20 protein-coding genes are annotated in these 24,091 nt (G+C 50.7%); 13 read left to right on the top strand and 7 right to left on the bottom strand.

From position 1 onward, the window contains the following. Window positions 1-2: 2 nt before the first annotated feature. Window positions 3-1,253 (top strand): ATP-dependent Clp protease ATP-binding subunit ClpX, encoded by a 1,251-nt coding sequence (gene clpX, locus LX24_RS01680; protein WP_166510392.1) that lies wholly within the window; start codon window positions 3-5, stop codon window positions 1,251-1,253. A 50-nt stretch (window positions 1,254-1,303) separates the two neighbouring features. On the opposite strand, the gene LX24_RS01675 is transcribed toward clpX, so the two are convergent. Further along, window positions 1,304-3,007 carry a PAS domain S-box protein gene (locus tag LX24_RS01675; protein ID WP_166510391.1) on the bottom strand — a complete coding sequence of 568 codons (1,704 nt, stop codon included), beginning with the start codon at window positions 3,005-3,007 and terminating at the stop codon, window positions 1,304-1,306. A gap of 197 nt (window positions 3,008-3,204) precedes the next feature. On the opposite strand from LX24_RS01675, the gene lonB reads away from it, so the two are divergent. The 3 genes from lonB (at window position 3,205) to yihA (ending at window position 8,188) form a co-directional block, all read left to right on the top strand. Next, window positions 3,205-5,001 (top strand): ATP-dependent protease LonB, encoded by a 1,797-nt coding sequence (lonB, locus tag LX24_RS01670; protein ID WP_166510390.1) that lies wholly within the window; start codon window positions 3,205-3,207, stop codon window positions 4,999-5,001. Between the two features lie 162 nt (window positions 5,002-5,163). Then, window positions 5,164-7,590, top strand: coding sequence for an endopeptidase La (lon, locus tag LX24_RS01665; RefSeq protein WP_166510389.1), 2,427 nt, complete (start codon window positions 5,164-5,166; stop codon window positions 7,588-7,590). Continuing rightward, window positions 7,571-8,188 carry a ribosome biogenesis GTP-binding protein YihA/YsxC gene (gene yihA, locus LX24_RS01660; protein WP_166510388.1) on the top strand — a complete coding sequence of 206 codons (618 nt, stop codon included), beginning with the start codon at window positions 7,571-7,573 and terminating at the stop codon, window positions 8,186-8,188. Before lon ends, yihA begins: the two co-directional genes overlap by 20 nt. A 246-nt stretch (window positions 8,189-8,434) precedes the next feature. Here the strand turns inward: yihA and LX24_RS01655 are convergent, their stop codons facing one another. From LX24_RS01655 to LX24_RS01645, 3 genes are all read right to left on the bottom strand, one after another. Beyond that, on the bottom strand, window positions 8,435-8,872 hold the full coding sequence (locus LX24_RS01655; protein WP_166510387.1) for an Hsp20/alpha crystallin family protein: 438 nt from the start codon (window positions 8,870-8,872) through the stop codon (window positions 8,435-8,437). Between the two features lie 130 nt (window positions 8,873-9,002). Further along, window positions 9,003-9,182, bottom strand: a complete 180-nt coding sequence (locus LX24_RS01650) for an H-type small acid-soluble spore protein (protein ID WP_166510386.1) — start codon at window positions 9,180-9,182, stop codon at window positions 9,003-9,005. Window positions 9,183-9,263: 81 nt separating this feature from the next. Continuing rightward, window positions 9,264-10,328: an ABC transporter substrate-binding protein gene (locus LX24_RS01645; protein ID WP_166510385.1), complete on the bottom strand. Its 1,065-nt coding sequence runs from the start codon at window positions 10,326-10,328 to the stop codon at window positions 9,264-9,266. Window positions 10,329-10,490: 162 nt separating this feature from the next. Between LX24_RS01645 and LX24_RS01640 the strand changes: the two genes are divergently transcribed. Both LX24_RS01640 and LX24_RS01635 read left to right on the top strand, forming a co-directional pair. Next, window positions 10,491-10,961 carry a TIGR04086 family membrane protein gene (locus LX24_RS01640; protein WP_166510384.1) on the top strand — a complete coding sequence of 157 codons (471 nt, stop codon included), beginning with the start codon at window positions 10,491-10,493 and terminating at the stop codon, window positions 10,959-10,961. Between the two features lie 399 nt (window positions 10,962-11,360). After that, a complete protein-coding gene (locus LX24_RS01635) occupies window positions 11,361-14,018 on the top strand; it encodes a valine--tRNA ligase (protein ID WP_166510383.1) in 2,658 nt (885 codons plus the stop codon). A gap of 481 nt (window positions 14,019-14,499) precedes the next feature. On the opposite strand, the gene feoB is transcribed toward LX24_RS01635, so the two are convergent. The 3 genes from feoB to LX24_RS01620 all read right to left on the bottom strand — a co-directional run bounded on the left by feoB (window position 14,500) and on the right by LX24_RS01620 (window position 18,185). Further along, window positions 14,500-16,470, bottom strand: coding sequence for a ferrous iron transport protein B (gene feoB / locus LX24_RS01630; RefSeq protein WP_166510382.1), 1,971 nt, complete (start codon window positions 16,468-16,470; stop codon window positions 14,500-14,502). Window positions 16,471-16,558: 88 nt separating this feature from the next. Beyond that, on the bottom strand, window positions 16,559-16,777 hold the full coding sequence (locus LX24_RS01625) for a FeoA family protein (protein WP_166510381.1): 219 nt from the start codon (window positions 16,775-16,777) through the stop codon (window positions 16,559-16,561). 271 nt (window positions 16,778-17,048) lie between these two features. Next, a complete protein-coding gene (locus LX24_RS01620) occupies window positions 17,049-18,185 on the bottom strand; it encodes a methyl-accepting chemotaxis protein (protein WP_166510380.1) in 1,137 nt (378 codons plus the stop codon). 167 nt (window positions 18,186-18,352) lie between these two features. On the opposite strand from LX24_RS01620, the gene LX24_RS01615 reads away from it, so the two are divergent. The 7 genes from LX24_RS01615 to mreD all read left to right on the top strand — a co-directional run bounded on the left by LX24_RS01615 (window position 18,353) and on the right by mreD (window position 24,034). Then, on the top strand, window positions 18,353-19,651 hold the full coding sequence (locus tag LX24_RS01615) for a bifunctional folylpolyglutamate synthase/dihydrofolate synthase (RefSeq protein WP_166510379.1): 1,299 nt from the start codon (window positions 18,353-18,355) through the stop codon (window positions 19,649-19,651). Window positions 19,652-19,925: 274 nt separating this feature from the next. Continuing rightward, window positions 19,926-20,183: a DUF4321 domain-containing protein gene (locus LX24_RS01610; protein WP_166510378.1), complete on the top strand. Its 258-nt coding sequence runs from the start codon at window positions 19,926-19,928 to the stop codon at window positions 20,181-20,183. An 88-nt stretch (window positions 20,184-20,271) separates the two neighbouring features. After that, window positions 20,272-20,859, top strand: a complete 588-nt coding sequence (locus tag LX24_RS01605) for a Maf family protein (protein ID WP_166510377.1) — start codon at window positions 20,272-20,274, stop codon at window positions 20,857-20,859. 6 nt (window positions 20,860-20,865) lie between these two features. After that, the gene (gene radC, locus LX24_RS01600) at window positions 20,866-21,561 is read left to right on the top strand and encodes a RadC family protein (protein ID WP_279233164.1); all 696 of its coding nucleotides are present in this window, start codon (window positions 20,866-20,868) and stop codon (window positions 21,559-21,561) included. A gap of 31 nt (window positions 21,562-21,592) precedes the next feature. Beyond that, window positions 21,593-22,624: a rod shape-determining protein gene (locus LX24_RS01595; protein ID WP_166510376.1), complete on the top strand. Its 1,032-nt coding sequence runs from the start codon at window positions 21,593-21,595 to the stop codon at window positions 22,622-22,624. 38 nt (window positions 22,625-22,662) lie between these two features. Continuing rightward, window positions 22,663-23,502 carry a rod shape-determining protein MreC gene (gene mreC, locus LX24_RS01590; protein WP_166510375.1) on the top strand — a complete coding sequence of 280 codons (840 nt, stop codon included), beginning with the start codon at window positions 22,663-22,665 and terminating at the stop codon, window positions 23,500-23,502. A 22-nt stretch (window positions 23,503-23,524) separates the two neighbouring features. Beyond that, complete coding sequence (mreD, locus tag LX24_RS01585; RefSeq protein ID WP_166510374.1) at window positions 23,525-24,034, top strand: rod shape-determining protein MreD; 510 nt, start codon at window positions 23,525-23,527, stop codon at window positions 24,032-24,034. Window positions 24,035-24,091 lie beyond the last annotated feature (57 nt).

Genomic DNA, 24,091 nt, shown 5'->3' with positions numbered 1-24,091 from the left:
TTATGTTTAATGAAAAAGGTCAGCTAAAATGCTCCTTTTGCGGCAAGCTCCAGGATCAAGTGAAAAAACTCGTGGCCGGGCCGGGTGTTTACATTTGCGATGAGTGCATTGAACTATGTAATGAAATCATCGAAGAAGAATTAAACGAGGATATCGGTCTGGATCTCGGGGATATTCCCAAGCCAAAGGAAATAAAAGAGGTACTGGATCAGTATGTCATTGGGCAGGAAAGTGCTAAAAGGTCATTGGCTGTGGCTGTATACAATCACTACAAGAGAATTAACCTGGGCGGCAAAATTGATGATGTGGAATTGCAAAAGAGCAACATTGTAATGCTGGGCCCCACCGGCAGCGGGAAAACCCTGCTGGCCCAGACGCTGGCCAGATTACTGAACGTTCCCTTTGCCATAGCCGACGCTACATCGCTCACCGAGGCCGGTTACGTGGGCGAAGATGTGGAAAATATTTTGCTGAAGTTGATTCAGGCGGCCGATTATGATGTGGAAAAAGCCGAGCGGGGCATCGTCTATATTGATGAAATTGATAAAATTGCTCGCAAGTCTGAAAACCCGTCCATTACCCGGGATGTTTCAGGTGAGGGTGTGCAGCAGGCCTTGTTGAAGATACTGGAGGGCACAGTGGCCAGCGTGCCACCCCAGGGTGGTCGCAAACACCCGCACCAGGAATTCATTCAGCTTGATACCACCAACATCTTGTTTATCTGCGGTGGTGCTTTCGATGGCATTGAAAAGATTATCCAAAACCGCACCGGTCAAAAGGTAATGGGTTTTGGTGCCGAAATCAAGCCCAAACAGGAAATGCGTATCGGCGAAATATTATCCCATATATTGCCCGAAGACCTGCTGCGTTACGGGTTGATCCCCGAATTTGTGGGGCGTTTGCCGGTTATAGTTACCCTGGATGCGCTGGATGAAGAGACGCTGGTGCGCATTCTTACCGAGCCGCGCAATGCCCTGGTCAAACAATATGAAAAGTTACTGGATCTAGATGGTGTTAGTCTGGAATTCCAGGGTGATGCCCTGAGGACCATTGCCCAGGAGGCGTTACGCCGTAAAACCGGAGCCCGGGGCCTCAGATCCATACTTGAAGATATCATGCTGGATATAATGTATGACATTCCTTCCCGGCAGGATATCGCCAAGTGCATTATTACCAAGGACACTATACTGAATAAGGAAAAGCCGATCATTATTTCCATGGAGCGCAAAAAAAAGAAAGAAGAATCCGCATAAAAAAATGCCACCTTTAGGGTGGCATTTTTTTATGCGGTTTTTACCGGTAATTATTGTGCCCCGTTGCAATCACATTTTCCCGGTGGGGTCAGCATGCTGCGCCGGGTGCTGTTGTGCTTTAGCATCTTCTCCCGGTACATATTATCGTCGGCCAGTTTGTATAAATTAGCCATGTCTTTGCCTGTTTGGGCCGTGGCACAACCCAGGGATATACTGATGGGCAAATCCGGTTTTTGACGGTTATACTGTGCGATGGAATCCCTGATACGCCGGCAGGCACTCTCAGCGGCGTCCAGGTCCGACTGGGGCAAAATTATAACGAATTCATCGCCGCCCACTCTGGCTACCACATCAGAGGCACGCAGTGCATTTTTAATAATCGTTGCTGTGCTAACCAGTAATTCATCACCCTTTTTGTGGCCCAAAGAATCATTAACCTGTTTAAGCCCGTCCACATCAGCGCAGATCAATGAAACAGGGAACTGGCGTCCCTTAACCAGGCGATGCATTTCCTCTTCAAAATAATTACGATTGTACAGCCCGGTCAAGGCATCATGCAAGCTCAGAAAACGCAGGCGGTCCTCTGTTTTCTTGCGCTCGGTGATGTCCCGGGCGGTACCCCTGAAACCGCAAATTTGGCCTTTGGGGTCACGGATGGGGGAAACTGAAACCTCCAGGTCCCTTTTTTCCCCGTCCGGGCGGATAATGGCCCAGGAAAAGCCACGTTCCGGCACCCCTGTTGAAAACACCTTGTTATAGGCGGCAAAGGCCTTGCAGGCGTTTTCTTGATCCACCAGTTCACGGTAATTGCGGCCGATCAATTCTTCTCTTTTGAACCCGAATACCCGGTAGACCGACTCGTTGACAAAGGTAAAATTACCGGCAAGATCAACCTCATAGAAAACATCCTCAATATTTTCCAGAAGTAATCGATATTTTTCTTCGGATTCCTGTAATGCCCGCTCGGTTTGTTTGCGCTCGGTAATATCAATAATGGAACCGATGCTTTGCTGGGTGCCCGGAATCATGCCGATGGTGAAGAAAACTTCCAGAACCGCGCCACTGGCGTGGATGAGCCTGAATTCATAATGGTCGGGTGTCTTATTACCCTTACTCCTCCTGGACGAGTGATAAGCGAGCATTTTTTCCCGGTCGCCGGGGTGCACGAATTCATCCCATTTTCTCTTGCCGTCTACCAATTCAGCCCGGGTATACCCGGTAATGCGTTCCAATTCGCGGTTGATCATGCTGATAGTGCGGTCGTTCTCAATAACCAGCATGGCAGTGCCGGTATGCTCAAAAATAGCCTGGTACATAACTTCGGTGCGATTTATGTATTGTTCCAGTTGTTTGCGTTTTAAGCTCTCCCTTTGCAGTGTTTCTTCGTATTGATGCAGGGTGGTAATGTCCCGGGCAATTAAAATACTTCCCTTTAACCGGCCATTATCTATAAACGGGTAGGCGGCAATTTGTAAATGGCGGATTTTAGCTTCAGCGGTCAGTATGGTTCTGTTGAATACGCACGGGTGGGGAGCTTCTCCGGTGATTACCCTTTTTACCGGGCAACTAAATCTACAATCCCCCTTTACACCGGGAAATATATCATAACATTTTTTATTTAATAAAAATTTTGCAGGCCATTTGGTGATGTTCTCCGTAGCTTTGTTTGCATATACCAGGTTATCCTGGAGGTCCTTCACGTACACTGCCTCGCCAATGCATTCATTTAAAGTGTAAAAACTAAACTGGTTCATCCGGCGGCCCCCTTAATTGTGTTTGTTAATTGGACAAAGAAACCCCTTTTCCCTGCCATTGGTATTAACAAACTTCATACTATATTGCGATAAAAAAAGACAATTCACGCTGTCGGATAAAATATGTAAAAGATAGTAATAATATATGATAAATAAAGGCAATAATAGCCAGTGCGGCAGTATCAGGGGAGGTATCTATGGTGGATTTTTCCAGCGGCGTAGCCAGCTTTATTACTTTTATTCAGGTTTTTTTTGCTGTAATAATCGGATTATATTTTTGGAATTTACTTAAAGCTCAACAGGGCAATAAATCGGTGGTGGAAAGGGAATCCCGTAGAGAATTGGAAAAATTACAGAACTTGCGGCAGATATCCCTTTCCGAACCTTTAGCCGAAAGAACCAGACCCGGAAATTTTGATGAAATAATCGGGCAGTCCGAAGGTTTGAAGTCTCTAAAGGCGGCGCTGTGTGGTCCCAATCCCCAGCACGTAATTGTATATGGTCCCCCCGGGGTGGGTAAAACAGCGGCGGCCCGGCTGGTGCTGGAAGAGGCCAAAAAAAATCCCGCTTCTCCCTTTAAGGAGGACGCCAAGTTTATCGAAGTGGATGCCACCACCGCCCGTTTTGATGAGCGGGGCATAGCCGACCCCCTTATCGGCTCGGTGCATGATCCCATTTATCAGGGTGCAGGGCCCATGGGCGTGGCCGGCATACCGCAGCCCAAGCCGGGAGCGGTAACCAAAGCCCATGGCGGCATATTATTTATTGATGAAATAGGGGAACTGCATCCCATACAAATGAATAAACTGCTTAAAGTGATGGAAGATCGCAAGGTACTGTTGGAAAGCGCCTATTATAGCCCGGAAGATACTAACATTCCCGGGCATATACATGACATATTCCAAAACGGGCTGCCGGCTGATTTCAGGATGGTGGGTGCTACTACCCGTACACCCGACAGTATCCCGCCGGCCATCCGTTCCCGGTGCATGGAAATTTTCTTCCGGCCCCTTATGCCCGAGGAAATAGGAACCATTGCCGCCGGTGCTGTGCAAAAAATTGGTTTTACCATGGACGAAAAAGGTCTGGAGATTATTAAGAAATATGCCACAAGCGGCCGGGAAGCGGTTAATATTATCCAGCTGGCGGCGGGTATTGCCATTACCGAGGGGCGTAAAGAGATTTTAACTGCGGACGTGGAGTGGGTGGTCAACAGTGGCCAGTATGCACCTCGCATGGAAAAGAAAATACCCGCCAAACCCCAGGTGGGTCTGGTCAATGGTTTGGCGGTATATGGTCCCAATATGGGTATATTGCTGGAAATTGAGGTGGGGGCTATACCGGCGGCACCCGGGCAGGGTAAAGTGGTGGTTACAGGCATAGTGGATGAAGAGGAATTGGGCAGCCCGGGCAAGACTATCCGCCGCAAAAGCATGGCCCGGGGGGCGGTGGAAAATGTGCTTACCGTGCTCCGGCGGACCATGGGGGTAGACCCCCGGGATTATGACCTGCACGTAAATTTCCCCGGCGGTGCGCCGGTGGACGGCCCATCGGCCGGAGTGGCGGTGGCCACTGCTGTTTATTCCGCCATTACCGGTATACCGGTTTCCAACACAGTGGCTATGACCGGCGAGGTATCCATCCGGGGTTACGTTATGCCCGTGGGTGGCGTGGTGGCCAAAGTGGAGGCGGCCCGGCATGCCGGCGTGAAAAAAGTATTTATACCGGCAGACAATTACCAGGAAATGTTTCGGAATATGCCGGATTTGGAAGTGCTGCCGGCTGAAACACTGGAAGAAGTTATTAACGGTGCGCTACTACCGCGCATATCGGAAAAGAAACTGGTTATTAGCGGTCAGCAAAGAGAAAAACTGGGTGCCGGTAATTTTGTGCCTGCCACCGGAGCAACGGTAACGGGCGAGTGTCAGCCCGGCACCAAAACTACTTTTCAGACAAACTCTTTATGGCAAACCGGGGGTAAAGAAAGTTATTGAAGGCTAAAATTAGCAGATAATCAGTGTAAATATGCGGAAGATCGCCTACGTGCACAGTTTTTCGTTACTATGTCACTTATTGCTATGGCGATACCCTTTGTGGTGTGTTAGAATGAACTGTGGATTTGTGCCCATGCATTACTACATCGAAGGAGGTGCTCCATGAATCCGATAAAAAAGCGGGTGTTACCTCTGTTACCCTTAAGGGGAATACTGGTTTTCCCTTATATGGTTATTCACCTGGATGTGGGTCGGGAGAAATCAGTTCAAGCGATAGAAGAAGCTATGGTCAAGGAAAGGGTTATTTTCCTGGCCACCCAAAAGGAGGCCCAGACAGACGACCCCGTTGAAACAGATATCTATAGCACCGGTACCGTTGCCGAGGTAAAACAGTTGTTGAAACTGCCCGGTGGCACAATCAGGGTTTTGGTTGAGGGGATTGCCAGGGCGAAAATTAATAAATATATCAGCAGCGAGCCTTTCTTCAGTGTTGAAGTGGATCAGTATACAGAAGAATTTGATAAAAGTCCCCAGGTGGAAGCTCTAATGCGCAATCTGGTTACCCAGTTTGAGCAGTACGTTAAGTTGAGCAAAAAAATTCCGCCGGAAACCGTGGTCACGGTGGTTAATATCGATGACCCGGGACGTTTGGCTGATATAGTTGCCTCACATTTGACTTTGCGCATAGAAGATAAACAATCCGTGCTGGAAGCCATTGATATAGCAAAGCGATTGGAGAAATTATGCTCTATTGTGGCCAGAGAACTGGAAATTGTGGAAATGGAGCGCAAAATCAATGTTCGTGTGCGCAAACAAATGGAAAAAACCCAGAAAGAATACTACCTGCGGGAGCAAATAAAGGCCATCCAGCGGGAACTTGGTGATAAGGAAGACCGCATAGCCGAGGGCGAGGAACTGAGGGAAAAAATCGCCAAGGCCAAGCTGCCCAAGGAAGTGGAGGAAAAAGCCCTCAAGGAAGTGGAGCGGCTGGAAAAAATGCCCCCCATGGCTGCTGAGTCTGCAGTGGTGCGTAACTACCTGGATTGGCTTTTATCCCTGCCCTGGTCCAAAAGCACCAGGGACCGGTTGGACATCAATATGGCCGAGACGATACTGGATGAAGACCATTACGGTCTGAAAATCGTTAAGGAGCGTATCCTGGAATACCTGGCCATTCGCAAGCTGGCCAAGAAAATGAAGGGGCCCATTATTTGCTTTGTGGGGCCGCCCGGCGTGGGTAAAACTTCACTGGGCCGTTCCATCGCCCGTGCCCTGGAGCGCAAATTCGTGCGCATTTCCCTGGGCGGCGTGCGGGATGAAGCCGAGATCCGGGGACACCGCCGCACTTATGTGGGTGCTATGCCCGGGCGTATTATCCAGGGTATGAAAACTGCGGGTTCGAAGAACCCGGTATTCTTGCTGGATGAAATCGACAAGATGAGCACTGATTTCCGCGGCGACCCGTCATCGGCGCTGCTGGAAGTGCTGGATCCCGAACAGAACAACACTTTTAGTGACCACTACATTGAAGCGCCCTATGACCTGAGCAATGTTATGTTCATTACCACGGCCAATGTTCAACATAATATCCCCAGGCCGCTGTTGGACCGGATGGAGATAATTCATATTTCGGGCTACACTGAAGAAGAGAAATTGCAAATTGCCATACGTCACCTGCTTCCCAAACAAATTAAAGAGCATGGGCTAAACAACGAGATGGTGCATATATCTGAAAACACCATTCGGCGAGTTATCCGGGAATACACCAGGGAAAGCGGCGTGCGTAATTTGGAACGCAATATTGCCTCTTTATGCCGCAAGGTAGCCAAACAGATTGTATCCGGTAAGGCCGAAAAGGTTAAGGTAACCGTGCAAAACCTGGAACAATTCCTGGGCAAGCCTAAATACCGCTACGGCATAGCAGAGCAGGAAGACCAGGTGGGTGTGGCCACCGGCCTGGCCTGGACCGAGGTGGGCGGTGACACGCTGGCCATTGAAATAACCACCTACAAGGGCAAAGGCAAACTAACCCTGACCGGTAAACTGGGCGATGTAATGAAAGAATCAGCCCAGGCCAGTTATAGCTATGTGCGTAGCCGGGCCGCGGAACTGGGTATTAAAGAAGAAATGTTTGACCAGTATGATATCCACGTCCACGTTCCTGAGGGAGCTATTCCCAAGGATGGTCCCTCCGCCGGTATAACCATGGCGGTGGCCCTGGCTTCGGCACTGACCGGTCGCCGGGTGCGTCATGATGTGGCCATGACCGGTGAGATTACGCTGCGGGGGCGGGTGCTGCCCATCGGCGGGCTCAAAGAAAAGGTGCTGGCTGCGCACCGCGCCGGTATAAAAACAGTACTGCTGCCTGTTGATAACCGTAAAGATATTGAGGAAATACCCAACAATATTAAAAAACAGCTGGAATTGGTGACTGTAGGCCATATGGATGAAGTGCTTAAGATTGCACTGCGGGAATTGGAGGTTCCACCTGAGACTGAGCAAATAGAACCACCGCCCCGGGTACCATATGGAAACATTATGGAGTCCGATGGAGGAACCGAGCTACCCAATGAAAATAACTTCAGCTGAATTTGTAACCAGTGCTACGGGACTGGATAAATGCCCGGCCGGGAGTCGCCCCGAGGTGGCCCTGGCCGGTCGCTCCAATGTGGGGAAGTCCAGCCTGTTAAATAACCTGGTAAGCCGCAGGCGACTGGCTCGCACCAGTAATACGCCCGGTAGAACTCAGTTGATTAACTTTTTTTCCATTAATGATATGTTTTACCTGGTGGATTTGCCCGGCTATGGTTTTGCCAAAGTACCGGTCCGGGTTAAAGCCCGGTGGGGTAAAATGATTGAGGATTACCTGGCCAGGCGGGAGCAATTACGCGGCCTAATATTGCTGGTGGATGTACGGCATAAACCTACGGCAGATGACCAGCAGATGTACCACTGGTTGTCAACTTATCATATTCCAACTTTGGTGGTGGCCACCAAGGCGGATAAGTTGAGCCGGGGACGAGCTATACAAAATTTGGCAATGATACGTAAAAACCTTCAGTTGCCCGCAAGTGCCCCGCTAATACTTTTTTCCGCCGTAACCGGCCAGGGCAAAGAGGAAATCTGGGCTGTCATCCAAAACTGGGTAGAAAACTATGGTGCCGAAGATTCCGGTGCCGGGTGTTGAAAGCCTGGAAGAAATTCTTTCATAATCTTTTGTGCCCTGGAAAGGCATGCATATAAGGTTTAAAGTTTAAACTAACCGTTATTTATACCGTAAACACGCCAAAGAGGCTACCCCGGTCGAGCAGCCTCTTTGGCGTGTTTTACAATAAACCATAAAGCATATTTAAACCATAGTGCACAGGTTTAAAATTCGGCGGGAAACTGGGCCAATGCCAGCGGATTTGTTATACCATAAGGCGCTGTTGTTTTAATGGAAATCCACGTCTATCGACTTGTGCCGGCCATGGGTTTCCTTGGCCATGCGTACTTCCAATACACCGTTACGATAAGTGGCCTTGGCACCTTCGGTGTTAACCCTGGCGGGCAGGGAAACGTTGCGCTGGAACCGGCCGTAAAATCTTTCGGTGCGGTGATAGCGATTTTCATCCTTAACTTCGTTGGTTCTGTTGATTATGCCGGAAATGGAAAGTACATTGTCCCGTACGTCGATATGAATATCATCTTTTTTCTCCACACCGGGAATTTCACAAAGGGCCACCACTTCATTATCGGTTTCGTATACGTCAACCCGGGGTCCTATATCCCAATCACGCCTGGTGTCTCCGTAAAAAGGGGCAAAAACCCGCTCCATTTCACGGCGCATCATATCCATGCTGCGGAATGGGTCGTAGGGAACTAAAGCCATATGATCACCTCCAAGTTGTTTGAAGTTATTATAAGCTCATCGCGACAAAAAAATGCATCCCCGGCCTGCAGCTTTAAAGGCCGGGGGATTATATATTAATATGGATGATAGGTATTGTTGTTACGATATATTAGCTTTCCACCAGTTCAGTAACAGGAACCTCTCTGATACTTCCGTTGCCCTCCAGCGGTCTTACCAGGGCCATTTGGTTATCTGTGCTGAAGCCTTCTATCCATACCGGTGTCCCGTCTAACAGTACCTGATGGGTTTGTTCGGAATTAAATATTTGCCGAGCTCTTGTAACATCCATAATAATTCACTGCTCCTTTGCATTATTGAACTGTAAAGCTTTTATTACTATTATTGCCGGGTTGGCCGCAAATAATCATTTTCAATGTATAATTTTGCGCCACCAGTTTTGCTCCCTTTCCTCCTTGGGTATATACTGAATAGAGTTGGCGGCCTGGAGAGCGAAGGTGTTGTTAACGGATTTTTCATAAGTAATGGGCATGGCCAGTTGACCAGCGGTCTCCATTATTCGTACCACTTCAGTAAAGGATTGTTTTTGAACCTGGGGTGACGGCTGCCACATTTTCATATTTAAGTATTCCTCAAATAACTCGCCCCTAATTCTTTTATCCAGTTTATCCAGATAGTCGGCAGCGGCTTTGACCCCAAGCTCCGGCTCATGCTGCATCCACAGCATAGCTTTATAAATGGCGTTAACAAATCCCTGGAGCGCTTCGGGTTGTTGACTGATTATTTTGGGTTTGGCGGTGCAAAATGCGGAAGGGAAGTTTTCTGCCGCATCACCCGGGCGGGCGATAATCCGACCGGCACCGTTTTTCTCGGCCATTAGAGCTTCGGCCCCGGAGAGCTGTATATACGAGCCGCTGCCGGATTTGAAAACTCCCAGGCGCAGTTCACCGGGGATACGGTTATACAGGCATAGGTCGCGAAAGGGTACCATACCCGCGTCCCTGATGATTTTTTCCATAACCAAACCAGGCCCGGTTTCCGGCGGGTAGCAGATAACATTTTTATTTTTCATATCACCCCAGACAAAGGTTTCCTTTTCCCGGGCCAGCAAAAAGGTGCCGTCCCGGTGGGCCAAAGCAGCTACTATAACCGGCGCCGAGGGATTTACCGATTTACGGTACAGGCAATCAGCCGGGTCGGTAATTATGATATCGGCCAGGTCATCTGCGTAGGGGTCTTTGGCTGCCGTTTTCTCACCGTCCAGCAGTTGTACCTTGATACCTTGTTCGGCGAAATAACCTTCCTTTAGAGCTACGTAAAGCGGTAGCTGAAGCATGTTTCTTTCATTTTCCCATACCTTCAATGTAACTACTTCTTTTTTGCCCCTGCCATGGATGCTGAGGGTATAGATAACGGTGCTCCCCGTAAGAATACCCAGTACAATGATAAATACCAAAATAGTTTTGGGTTTAAACAAAACTCAATCACCTCTAAAACAAAACTATTCAATATTATTTATAGCTATGTGCCTGTGGCGAATTAATGACTGCAAAATCACGAACTTCTTGCGGATAAATACCGGGCATATAAATACAACTGTTGCATAAAATATAGAAATATTTTTTCGGGGGTAGATTATATGTTCAGGGGGATAACGCTGGTTAGTTGGTCCCATAGAGATGGACAGGCCGGTTTAAAACCGGGCGCGTTGTGGTCGGGGCTTGTCTGGGCACTTACAAGTACGGCATTTATATGCGCGGCACTTTTGCTCTGGGTGTTCATGACGGCACACCAAGTTTATCACTTCAGTTCTATCATCATGGCAGGCATCTGCCTGGGTACATTGCTGGGCGGTGGGGTAAGCGGCAGAACAGCGGGAAACCTGGGCTGGTTGCACGGATTATTGGTGGGGTTTATATTCTTCCTGGTTGTCACGCTGCTCCTGGTGGTTTGGAATACCGGGTTGCCCGCCGCCTTACCAGCCTGGTTGGCCCACGGCCTGGTGGTGGTGGCCCTATCCACTTTGGGAGGTATCATTGGCGTAAACATACCCGCGGCAAGGCCAAAGTCTCCAGTAACCCGCGTGCGCAGAAATCGATTCGGGGGTTAATCCGGTTTGACTGGACACGTGTTGACAAGATTAAGTAAAATAATTAATATAAGAAGAGTTAATAACCAGGCGAGGAAGGGGAGTTTGGCCGTAAAGGCGATCCCAGAGAGGGAATACCCGCAGGCTGCAAGGTATCCTGATCGCGGCGGCCCGATGTCGCCCCGGAGCTGCCGGATCGAACAGTCAATTCAGTTACTTTCCGGGAATATTGATTTCAATTCCCGGGCCAGGCTGCTAGGTCCGTGCCGGTTCAGCCCGTTACAGCTGTTCAAGAGCCGCACGGGGTATTTAATGTGTGCCCCGCTGGAATTAAGGTGGTACCGCGAAAGCCCTTTTTCGTCCTTAAACGAAAAGGGTTTTTATTATTACCGGGTAGAAATTCACAACGGAGGTTTTGATATGGCCAATCAGTTTGATATGCCCACCACCTATGCCCCCCATATAGTGGAGGATAAATGGTACCAATACTGGGAGGAAAACAAATATTTTCGTTCCGTCGTTGACCCTGAAAAAGAACCCTTTTGCATCGTTATGCCCCCGCCAAACGTCACCGGGCAGCTGCATATGGGACATGCCCTGGATAATACCCTGCAGGATATTTTGACCCGCTGGCGCCGCATGCAGGGATACAACGCCCTGTGGCTGCCCGGCACCGACCACGCCGGGATTGCCACCCAGGCCAAGGTGGAAGAGCAACTGGCCAAAGAGGGCACCAATAAATACGAGTTGGGCCGGGAGAAGTTTCTGGAGCGGGTCTGGGCCTGGAAGGAACAGTACGGGGGTCGCATTACCCACCAACTGCGCCGGCTGGGTTCTTCCTGTGACTGGGACAGGGAGCGGTTCACCATGGATGAAGGCTGTTCCGAGGCCGTGCAGGAAGTCTTTGTGCGCCTGTACCAGCGGGGCCTTATTTACCGGGACTATTATATAACCAACTGGTGCCCCCACTGCCAAACCACCATTAGTGACATCGAGGTGGAACACCGGGACAAGCCGGGCCAGCTTTACTATATTAAATATCCCGTGCAGGGCAGCCCGGATGAATTCATCACCGTGGCCACCACCAGACCCGAAACCATGCTGGGTGATACAGCGGTGGCGGTACACCCCGAAGATGATCGTTACCAACACTTAATCGGTAAAACAGTAATTTTACCCCTGGTGGAGCGGGAGATTCCCGTTATTCCGGACGAATATGTAGAGCCTGAATTTGGCACCGGCGCCGTCAAAATCACCCCGGCCCATGACCCCAACGACTTTGAAGTGGGCCGCAGGCATGATCTGCCCTCGGTACAGGTTATCGACCGGGAAGCCCGGATGACCGCCGAGGCCGGTGCCCGGTATGAAGGCCTGGACCGCTGGGAGTGCCGGAAACGCATTATCAAGGATCTGCAGGCCAGGGGCCTGCTGGTTAAGATTGAGGACCTTTCCCACGCCGTGGGGCACTGCTACCGTTGTTCATCGGTAATTGAGCCCATGCTTTCCAAACAGTGGTTTGTGCGTATGAAACCCCTGGCTGAGCCTGCTATTGCCGCAGCCAAGGACGGTCGTTTAAAATTTATCCCCGAACGTTTTACCAAGATATACTTGAACTGGATGGAAAACATCCGGGATTGGTGTATTAGCCGCCAGCTCTGGTGGGGACACCGCATACCGGTTTATTACTGCCGGGATTGCGATGAATTGATGGTAAGTAAAACCCGCCCGAAAAAATGCCGGTGTGGCTCCAGCAATCTGGAGCAGGATCCCGACGTGCTGGATACCTGGTTCAGCTCGGCACTTTGGCCCTTTTCCACCCTGGGTTGGCCCCATAAAACGGTGGACCTGGCTTATTACTATCCCACCTCGGTGCTGGTGACGGGCCGGGACATTATCTTTTTCTGGGTGGCCAGGATGATCTTCAGCGGTCTTGAACACATGGATGATGTACCCTTCCGGGAGGTGTTCATCCACGGGTTGGTGCTGGATGCCCTGGGCCGCAAAATGAGTAAATCTTTGGGTAACGGCGTTGATCCCATTGAAGTTATTGAAAGCCACGGCGCCGACAGCCTGCGGTTCATGCTGGTGACCGGCAACACCCCGGGTAACGACCTGCGCTTCCATTTTGAACGCCTGGATGGAGCCCGTAACTTTGCCAATAAGATCTGGAACGCCTCCCGGTTTGCCTTGATGAACCTGCAGGATTACGCACCGGAAAAATCACCGGAGCGGGAGCAGTATACCCTGGCCGACCGCTGGATATTGAGCCGTTACCAGCATGCGGTGCGGGAGTGCACCGGTTTTTTGGAGAAATATGAACTGGGTGAGGCGGCCAGGGTATTATATGAATTTACCTGGAACGAGCTTTGCGACTGGTATATCGAGTTGGTCAAACCGCGCCTGTACGGCAAAACCGGGACCGCCGACCGGGAAGTGGCCCAGCATGTGCTGGCCGGTGTGCTGCGGGGCGCGCTGGAACTGCTGCACCCCTTCATGCCCTTCATCACCGAGGAAATCTGGCAGCGCCTGCCCCACCGTGGCAGCACTGTTATGCGGGCTCCGTGGCCCAAGTACCAGGCGGAACTGGTGGACGGACAAGCTGAGGAGCATATGAGTATAGTTATGGAGGTAATCCGGGGTATCCGGCAGATTCGCAGCGAAATGAACGTGCCCCCGGGCAAAAAGGCCGAAGCTGTTATAGTCACTGCTGTGGCTGAATTGCGTGCCGTCCTTGACGATAACCTGACCTACGTGGAGGGACTGGCCAACTGCCAGGCCCGGGTGGTGGCCGAACTGGCCGAAAAACCCCGGCAGGCAGCCACCGCTGTAGCCCAGGATATCCAGATATTTGTGCCCCTGCGGGGTCTCATTGACGTGGATAAAGAGATGGCCCGTTTGCGCAAGGATATGCAGTCCCTGGAAAAAGATTTGGCCCGGGTGCAGGGTAAACTCAATAATCCCGGTTTCCTAAACAAAGCTCCCGCCCAAGTGGTGGAAAAGGAACGGGGTAAAGAGGCCGAACTCAGCTCCAAGCTGGGGGCCATCAAGGAACGACTGGCTGTATTCGAGGGTAAATAATGGCCTGCTGGATGATATTGCATTTAATCCGGTGAGAATGAAAGAATAAGAAGAGAAAGAGGAGCTTTATCGGTTAACAAAATAAATTACCCGTTTTCCACATGTAAATGGCGATGAGAATAAACTCATCGCCATTGGAATTTGGTGGCTCACCACTGAAAAGTAGTTCTTGCACCACCTTCTTTATGGTGTTTAAAATGGCAGCCTGCTATTACTGTCTTTACACGTACCGGTGCTTAAACATTTACTGCACGCGCCCGAGCAGCCAACGCAATCCATTGCAGGTTTATTGCAGCGCGGGCAGCGCAACGCAGCCCCGGGGTTGAAGCGGTAGCCGCACCGGCTACACGTGATTGTGATTAGTTTTATTTGTTTTTGCATGGTATACTCACTCCCGGTTGCGCGGTTAGAGCAGGTAAATCCACTAACAACCTTTTAGGCAAAGACCGTAAGGGTCGCCGGGTTAACACGGCTGGAGCAATTACGATAAGCCCGACCCCGGTTTGGGTTTTGCCGCCAGCCGGCAGGTAAACAGCACGGCCAGGGTTATGGCGATAAAGGTGGCGATCACCAGGGGAATACTTAAGCTGTCGTTGCCGCCGAATATGCCCGACAATTGTGCCACTACGCCTCCTGCAAAAAATGCAATCACCCATGTGCCGAGCCACATCAAGGCACCTTCCCCGCGGCCCCGTTCTTTGATGATGATTAATATTGAGGCAATGCAGGGCACGAATAAAGTAATGGTGATTAAGGAAATTACCGTTGCCATAGGTGTCAGCGCCATATCTGTGAGCCCCGCAGCCCCGAAATCGCGGCGGACAATACCCATGATAAAGGCGGTGGCTGTTTCCGGCGGCAGCATCAACCAGCCCACGGTCAACGGGGCTAATGCTTTTTGCAGCACTGTTAAAGCGCCTGTAATTTGTAATATACTGATGAGCAATGCCCCCAGGGCGAACAACGGTGTGGCCTCTTTCAAGAAAGCATAGGATTTAGTCCCGGTTTTGCGTAACACGTTGTCCAGCCTGGGCAGCCGCAGCGGGGGCAGGTCGATTAACAGTTCCGTGGACTTGCCCGGTAGTAAAGTGTTAAGCATTGTGCCCACTATGACCAGCACTGTCAGAATAACCAGTGCGTACAGTGCCATGTACTGGGGACCCAGTCCGGCCAGCAGGCCGGCAATTACGCCCAGTTGGGCCGAGCATGGAATAGCCAATCCCAACAAAAAAATAGTGATTCTTTTTTCCCGCTCAGAACCCAACAGCCGGGTGGTTATGCTGGCCACGGTCACGCAACCGAATCCCAATATCAGCGGTATCACAGCCCGGCCATTGAGGCCGATACCTGTGAGCACCCGGTCCACCAGCGTAGCTATGCGCGGCAGATAACCCGAATCTTCGAACAAGGAAAGAAAGAAGTAAAACCCAACCACCAGCGGCATTAACAAGCCCAGCACGTAAGTTGCCGTCATGGTCAATACCCCGAATTCGCCGGTTAGAATAATGCCCGGGTTGCTGCTTTCCGCTATAAACCGGCCTACAAAATTTCGTATCGCCGGTTCGTACATGCCGATCATAATTGATTCCTCTGTAATCCCCACCACTGTGCCCGCTACGAACACCCCGATAACCTGGTACATAGCCCAAAGGGCCATAAGTAAAATGGGTATGCCGGTAACGGGGTTAATCATATAACGTCCCAAAGTGGTACCAATTCCAGCACCGCGAGAGTTTTCGGCAACCACGTGATGCACAATATCGTTTACCCGTTCCCGGCGCTTGAGGTAAATCTGTTCCCGGTCATTCTCAGGTTCCAGGCCGTGGCGCGCTGCAACTACAGTATCGCCCTCCAATACCAAAAGCGCCTCACCCTGGCTGCCCACCCGGTCCGCCAGCCGGGTTAGTTTTTGCTGCAATTCATCGTCAATATTGCCCTTTCTGGCCAAATTAATCGAGTTTTTAACCTGCTCCAGACCTTGTTTTTTGATGGCTACGGTGGGAATTACCGGTACCCCCAACAAATCGGACAGTAAGTCGGTATCAATAACCAGTCCTTGCTTTTCGGCTTCGTCAACCATATTTAAAGCCACCAGCACCGGCACGCCGGTGTCAATAATCTGCCGGGTCAAAAATAAATCCCTTTCCAGGTGCACGGCGTTGACCACATTGATCACTACATCAGCGGCTAAAATAATGTCCCTGGCAATGCGTTCTTCATCATTAAAGGAAGAAATCCCGTACACCCCAGGGGTGTCGATAACAACGTCACCGCCCAGGCGCCCGTGGGAAATTTCCAGGGTTGTTCCCGGGTAGTTGGAAACATCCACATATAGCCCCGTAATATAGTTGAAAAAAACTGATTTACCGGCGTTGGGGTTACCGGCCAGAACAATCCTACGGGCGCCCGGGGGGATGCTTATATTTATATTTGTGTTATGGCAATGGGCCATGTGCTTTCACCACCTTAAACGTCAAATAAATGGAAACTATTGAAATGTAATATATGGTAGCCTCTGGCTTATCAGGATCGCCTGTTTGTTAATTCAAAGCTATCGTGATTCTGTTGGCCAATCCCCGGCCAATGGCGATTTCCTGCCTGTTTTTTCGCAGTACGATGGGACCGGCAGGCAATACCTCCTCACATAATACAACCTCCCCCTCGGCAATGCCGAAACGGATGGCCTGGGCCCGAATGTTTTCGTTCGGAATGCTGATAATCTTGACGTGCTGACCGCGCTTGGCCTTATCCAAAGTCATGCTTAGGCACCTCCATATGAATTTTGCAATCGAGTTTAGAATAACGATTATCATTATCATAGTAATGACAAAATAAAAAGGTCGTATGATTCCTTTATGATATTGCATTGATAATGATTATCAAATTCATTATATTGGGTATGGACTGCCTTGTCAATTAGTTAATGAAAAAATGGGCTTTTTTTGATTTTGCTTTAATGTTGTATGTCCAATACAGAAGGTTCAAATTAAAAAGCGGTATCTTAATTGAGATACCACTTTACAGTTAGATTTACTTGTTGTCTTTAAACTTCCATATTTCAGCCACTTTATTTAATTTTTCGGCCGTGCCGGTCAATTCCCGGGCTATGGCCGCGGTTTGCTGGGAACTGGCGGCTGATTGCTGGGCCACCGCGGCGATGGCCTGGGTACTACCCAGCATGCCGGCGGTGGAATCGGCCTGTTCCCTGGCCACCCGGGCGATTTTTTCCACCAGCGCTCTGGTATCATGCATGGTATGGCTGATATCGTCAAAGATTTTTCCGGCTTCCTGGGAACGTTCAAGGCTGGTTTTTACTGCATTGACGGTATCGTTTACAGCACCCATGATTTCATTGACAATTTGGGCTACCTCTTGGGTGGCCCGGCCCGAATCTTCGGCCAGACTGCGTACTTCCTCGGCCACAACGGCAAAACCACGGCCGTGTTCGCCCGCCCTGGCGGCTTCGATGGCAGCGTTCAGGGCCAGCAGGTTGGTCTGGGCGGCGATGTTTTGAATAACCTCAAGAAATTGTCCGATACGTTCCGAACTGTGGCTTAAATGGATAAACTTCTGTTCCAGCAGGTTCATGCCCGCCAGCGCTTCCTTTATGGCGGCGCTGCCCTGGTCGGTGGTTGTGGCGGTATTGCGGGCGGCCCGGGCGGCTTCATCCGCCTGCCGGGCGCTATCTTCCACCTGTCCGGTAAACTTTTCAATGGACTGCAGCAACCTGGTTACCTGTTCCGCCTGTTCTTGACTACCTGAGCTGACCTGCTGGGTGCCAAGGGTAATTTGTTCCGCCGCCCGGTCCAGAATGACACTGGCATCCCTGACCAGGGCAAACCATTTATGTACTCCTTTGAGGATTTTACGCACATTATTAATTAATAAATTAAACTCTCCCCAACCGTAATTTTTATCTTCTATCTGTCCCGTCAAGTCGCCCTTAATGGCTTTTTCGGTATTATCCAGAACATGCTGAAGATTTAGGTGTAAAGGAGCAAATAAAAAATAACAGGCCGTTGCGGTAATTAGTAATCCAACCAGCCCTCCGCATAATAGACCCGCGGCGGTATCTCCGCCTAACCACCACCCGCAATAAGTGGCGATAAGGGTGATCAGGCCGGCGGCAGCGGAAAGCAATATGATTTGCGCCCGAAAAGAATTCATTAATTCCCCCCCTGTTTTTTGGATAATATTAAATGAGGAGTTCGCCAAAATATTCTAAATTACCTGCCGGGTAGCTTTTTTTGTTATTTATGATTTAATAGGGTATAGGAAAAAGCATATCATTGTAGAATTGTATTGTTAAATTTTTCGCCCGGAGTGTGATAACATTGTTATACGAAGAAGCCATGGAATATCTGCAAAATTTGACCAAGTTTGGTATGAACTTCGGACTTGGGCGTATTACTGAATTGTTGCGCCGGCTGGGTGACCCCCACCGGCGAATTAAAGTGATACATGTGGGCGGTACCAACGGTAAGGGATCAACCACGGCTATGCTGGCCGGTGTTCTGCAATGCGCGGGCTACCGGGTGGGCACCTTTACATCTCCCCATTTGCATGCCTATACCGAGCGCTACCGGATCAATGGTAGGGAAATTGACCCCGGCCGGGTGGCCGGCTTGATCACCCGGCTGCGCCCGCACCTGGAAGCCATGGTCCAGGAAGGTTTTGAGCACCCCACTGAATTTGAAGTCAGCACAGCTTTAGCCTTTTGCTACTTTGCCGAGGAAGCTGTGGATTACTTGGTCTTGGAAGTGGGGCTGGGCGGTGCCATTGATTCCACCAATGTAGTGCACCCGCTGGTATCCGTTATCACCAACGTAGCCATGGACCACATGGACTACCTTGGTAATACCGTAGCAGATATCGCCCGGGTCAAGGCAGGGATTATAAAACCAGGTGTACCGGTGGTCACCGCTGCGGAAAATCCCGACGCGCTGGCAATTATCAAGGAAACCTGCCGCGAGAAAGGATGCCACCTGCTTCAGGTGGGCAAGGATGTTACCTGGACCTGTGGCGGGCACTCCCTACGGGGGCAGCATTTTAGTTACCTGGGCCAAAGGCTCTACTTACCGGATTTATGGATACCTTTAATTGGTCGGCACCAGGTGATGAATGCCGCCACTGCCCTGGGTGTGCTGGAAATATTGGCCGGCCAGGGGGTGCACATAACCGAAAATGCGCTCAAAGAAGGGCTTTCCCGTGCAGTTTGGCCGGCTCGTTTGGAATTAATCGGTGATAAACCGCCGGTTTTAATTGACGGGGCGCATAATTATGACGGAGCCCTTAGCCTGCGTCACGCCCTTGATGATTATTTCCCGGGGCGGGACGTAATTATGGTGTTGGGTATGCTGGGCGACAAGGAACGAGCCCGGGTGGTAGCCGAGCTGGCGCCGCGGGCACGTTATGTAATAATTACCAGACCCAACAGCCCCCGGGCCGGTGACTGGCAGCAAATGGCTGCTGAGGCTCGCCGGTATTTGGCGGAGGTGGACACCGTAGAGAATATCTCCGGGGCAGTGCAGACTGCGTTAAAAAAAGCCCGGGAGAGTGATCTGGTATGTATAACCGGTTCGTTGTATATGGTGGCCGAAGCCAGAGAAATTGTGTTGGAGTTGCGACGGTAGTCCTGTGTTGACAGGAGCAAATGGGGCATCTTGTTCATTGACGATAAATGCATTTTGCGGTAGACTTTAGTGCAAATAGCCCCTGAAGGCTGGTTCATATTTGCGGGCCAAAGTATAATAATGTCATGTTTGTCATAATTTTATTACGGAGAATGATAAAGTAAATTTTAAAAAAATGAATAGCTGCAAGCTTGTGTATGATAAAATGAGAAGGTAAAAATAGAATCCAAAAAGAACTTTGCTTGCTGCTTGATAGTATGTTTGGGGTGGAACGATGGCCAAGAATTATCGGAGTAGTAATGGTTTCTGGGTGCCCTTTTTGCTGTTGGTGGCCGGTGGACTGGCTGGCAGCGTCATTGCCAACAGTCTGGCCAAAACAGTGCCTTTTTTAGCCAACAACACAAAGATTGGCTGGCAACCGGCTACACTGGATCTAAATTTCGTGCAGCTAACCTTGGGTTTTACTATGCATATCGGACCCCTCACCGCTCTGGGGCTGGTGCTGGGGTATATTGCATACAGAAAAATGTAGTTTGTGGACGGTTTTGACACAGTAAGTGCTGGCGCGGCCAGTGTTTATAAAATATGAGCATAGTTATAGCAAAAGTGGAGGTAAAAAATTGCCCACTATCTATCTGGCATCATCGTCACCGCGGCGGCGGGAATTACTTGACCAAATCGGTTTACCCCATGTTGTATTCACCGTGGACATTGATGAAACGCTACCGCCGGGACTGCCACCCGCTGAACAGGTGATGTCGCTGTCCCGAAGCAAGGCCGAAGCTGCGGCGGCTACGCTGGCGGAAGGAATTGTTCTAGCCGCCGATACAGTGGTGGTGCTGGGCGGTGAGGTGTTGGGTAAACCGGAAAATGAATCGGCAGCCCGGGTTATGCTGGAACGCTTGCAAGGAAATACCCACGAAGTATATACCGGTATTACATTGATGGAATTAGCCGGCGGGCGGGTATTATCCGGATACGAACGCACCGAGGTGCGGTTACGGGAAATGTCCCGGGCTGAAATCGAGCATTATGTTGCCACCAAAGAGCCCCTGGATAAAGCCGGCGCCTATGGTGTGCAGGGAAGGGCGGCGGTTTTTGTTGCCGGTATCCGGGGTTGTTATTTTAATGTGGTGGGATTACCCTTGTTTAAACTGGCGCAAATGCTAAAGGAATTAAATATTGAGGTATCCCAATGCTGGAGGTAGGTTGGGTTGGAATCTCCGGTTTATCGTGTTGCCATAAAGGACATGCCCGTGCCCCTGCGGCCCCGGGAAAGGTTGCTGCAGGAAGGCCCGGAGGCGTTGTCCGATATTGAGTTGCTGGCCATTATGCTTCGCACCGGCCATGCCGCAGCCAGTGCGGTGGAATTGGCCACGGCGTTGCTGGGACATTTCGGCGGCATTAAGCAATTGCTGGACGCCTCGGCGGAAGAACTGATTGTTTTTAAGGGCGTGGGCCCGGCCAAGGTGGCTCAAATCAGGGCTGCGCTGGAACTAGGCCGGCGGGTGGCCATGGCCACCACCTGGGACAGGCCCTGTATCAAATCACCGGAAAACGCCGCCGCGCTAGTGATGGAAGAAATGCGCCACCTGGACCGGGAACACTTCTGTGCCCTGCTTTTAAACGTTAAAAATCAGGTCCTGGCCAGGGAAACGATTTCCGTGGGTACACTTAATTCATCGGCGATCCACCCGCGGGAGCTGTTTAAAGCGGCCATCAGGCGCAGCGCCGCCGGGGTTATACTGGTGCATAATCATCCCAGCGGTGATCCCACGCCCAGCCGCCAGGATATCGAGGTCACCAAACGTTTGATTGAAGCGGGAAATATCATCGGTATTGAAGTTCTGGATCACCTGGTAATTGGAGATAATAAGTTCGTTAGTTTCAAGGCCAAGGGCCTGATGTAAAAACAATCGCCACAGAGAGGGGCCTGTATTAATGCGATTAGGCATTTTTTCCAAGGATATGGGAATTGACCTGGGGACGGCAAATTCACTGGTTTATGTTAAAGGCAAGGGAATAGTATTGCGGGAGCCGTCGGTGGTGGCTATCCAGCGGGACAGCGGTAATGTGCTGGCGGTGGGTGAAGAGGCCAAGCAGATGATCGGTCGCACCCCCGGCAATATTATAGCCATTCGCCCCATGAAGGACGGTGTTATTGCCGATTTTGACGTTACCCAGAGCATGATCAGATATTTTATCAGTAAAGCGCTTCGCGGCCGTACTTTTTTAATCAGACCCCGGGTGGTGGTTTCCGTGCCCTCCGGAGTCACGGCGGTGGAGGAACGGGCGGTACGGGAGGCCGCGCTGCAGGCCGGGGCCCGGGAAGCATACCTGATTGAAGAGCCCATGGCTGCTGCCATCGGAGCCGGGCTGCCGGTGCATGAGCCCACGGGCAATATGATTGTGGATATCGGTGGCGGTACCACCGAGGTAGCGGTTATTTCTCTGGGGGGTATCGTCATCAGCCGTTCCGTGCGCAAAGCCGGGGATGAAATGGATGACGCCATTATTCAGCATGTGAAAAAGACCTACAATTTAATGATTGGTGAGCGTACCGCTGAAGAAATAAAAATTGAAATCGGGACCGCTTATCCCATTGATACGGTGGAAACCTACGATGTGCGGGGACGGGATCTGGTCAGCGGCTTGCCCAAAACCATAGAAATAACTTCGGAGGAGATTTACAAGGCACTGTCCGAGCCCGTTTCCAGTATTTTGGAAGCAATTAAGAGTACCCTGGAACTGACCCCGCCGGAACTGGCCGCAGATATCATGGACCGGGGGATAGTGATGGCGGGTGGCGGCTCTTTGCTGCGGGGCCTTGACCGCCTGGTCAGCGAGCAAACCGGCATGCCTGTGCACCAGGCTGATGAACCGCTGCTGGCGGTGGCCTACGGTACCGGGCGGGTGCTGGAAAACATTAATATCTTGCGAAAAGTAATTATCCAACCCAAGAAATTGGCATAATGCAGCGATTTATAATTTGAATATAAGGTGTGTGGCATGTGTCCCGTCTATCAGCTGGAAAAGGCCTGTTTTTATTGGGCATATTGGTGGTGGTAATACTGGCGGGTCTGCATTTTTCCGCGGACGACGCAGGTGAACTTACTCCCCTTGAGTCCACCATCCGGGATGTGCTGGCACCAGTGCAGCGGGTGGTAATGGTGGTGGGGGATAAGGTCAGTGACTGGGTTTCCTTCCCTGCCCGGCTATACAATGTTTCCCGGCATAACCGTGACCTGGAACAACAGGTGGTGGAGTTGGAGGGGAAACTGTCCGATTACAATGAAATCCGGGCTGAAAATGCCCGCCTTAAAGAACAACTGGATTTCAAGACCGGCCTGGCGGATCAGGTGACCATGGAATCAGCCGAGGTAGTTGGACGCTCGGCTGATGATTGGTTTGGCAGCATCTTGATTAACAAAGGTTCCGCCAGCGGTATCCAAACCGATATGGCTGTGGTCACTCCATCCGGCCTGGTGGGGCGGGTGACCAGTGTTTCCAAGCATACCGCCGAGGTACTGCTCATCACCGACCCCCGCAGCGGTGTGGGTTGCCTGGTGCAGGAGTCCCGCGCCCCCGGTATTGTGGAGGGGGTGGCCGGAGGGATGAGGGTTGTGCATATGGTACACATACCTTCTGATCTAGCCCCTGAGAAAGGAGACCGGATTGTCACTTCGGGGTTTGGCAGTGTTTTCCCCAAGGGCATACCGGTGGGTACGGTGCAGGAAACCCATAAAGAAGAATCAGGCCTTTTTAAAATGGCAGTGATCAAACCCTTTGTTGATTTTAACCGTTTAGAGGAGGTCCTGGTGATTATTTCGGCCAATCCCGGGGGAGCTTAGGTGCTCTGCGGAGGTGTATATATTGCAACCGATAATTTTTTTGCTGTTGGTACCGGTGTTGTTGATATTACAAAGCACAGCCCTTAACCACATTGTTCTTTACGGGATTAAACCCGACTTTTTGTTGATACTGGTTATACTAAATGGCTTCCTCCGGGGTACCCGGGAGGGGGCTTTTTTGGGTTTTTTAGCTGGCGTTATTCAGGACATGGCTTACGGGGGATACTTCGGGTTAAATGCTTTAACCAAAATGGCCGCCGGCTACCTGGCCGGGTTGGGGGAAGGCCGGCTTTACCGGGATAACCGGGTCATTGCCGCCGGGCTGACCTGGGTTTGTACACTGGGGGCTCAGCTACTCTTTTATTTGTTGCTGTTACTGGTGGATATACAGGTACCCATGGTCACGGCACTGGTGCATATAATCCTGCCGGCGGCTTTTTATAACGCGCTGGTGGTACTGATCATCTACGGTTTTTATTGTCGTTTTTGCAGCAACAGCCCGGCCCGTAAAGGTGAGTACTTTAATCCCTAAAACGGTGCGGTTATAAATAAATAACCACCGGCCCCGTTTTGTCCCCCGGTACCGTTC

Source organism: Desulfallas thermosapovorans DSM 6562 (genome assembly GCF_008124625.1).
In the GTDB taxonomy this organism is placed as follows: domain Bacteria; phylum Bacillota; class Desulfotomaculia; order Desulfotomaculales; family Desulfallaceae; genus Sporotomaculum; species Sporotomaculum thermosapovorans.
This window is presented reverse-complemented; position numbering and strand designations above follow the sequence as displayed.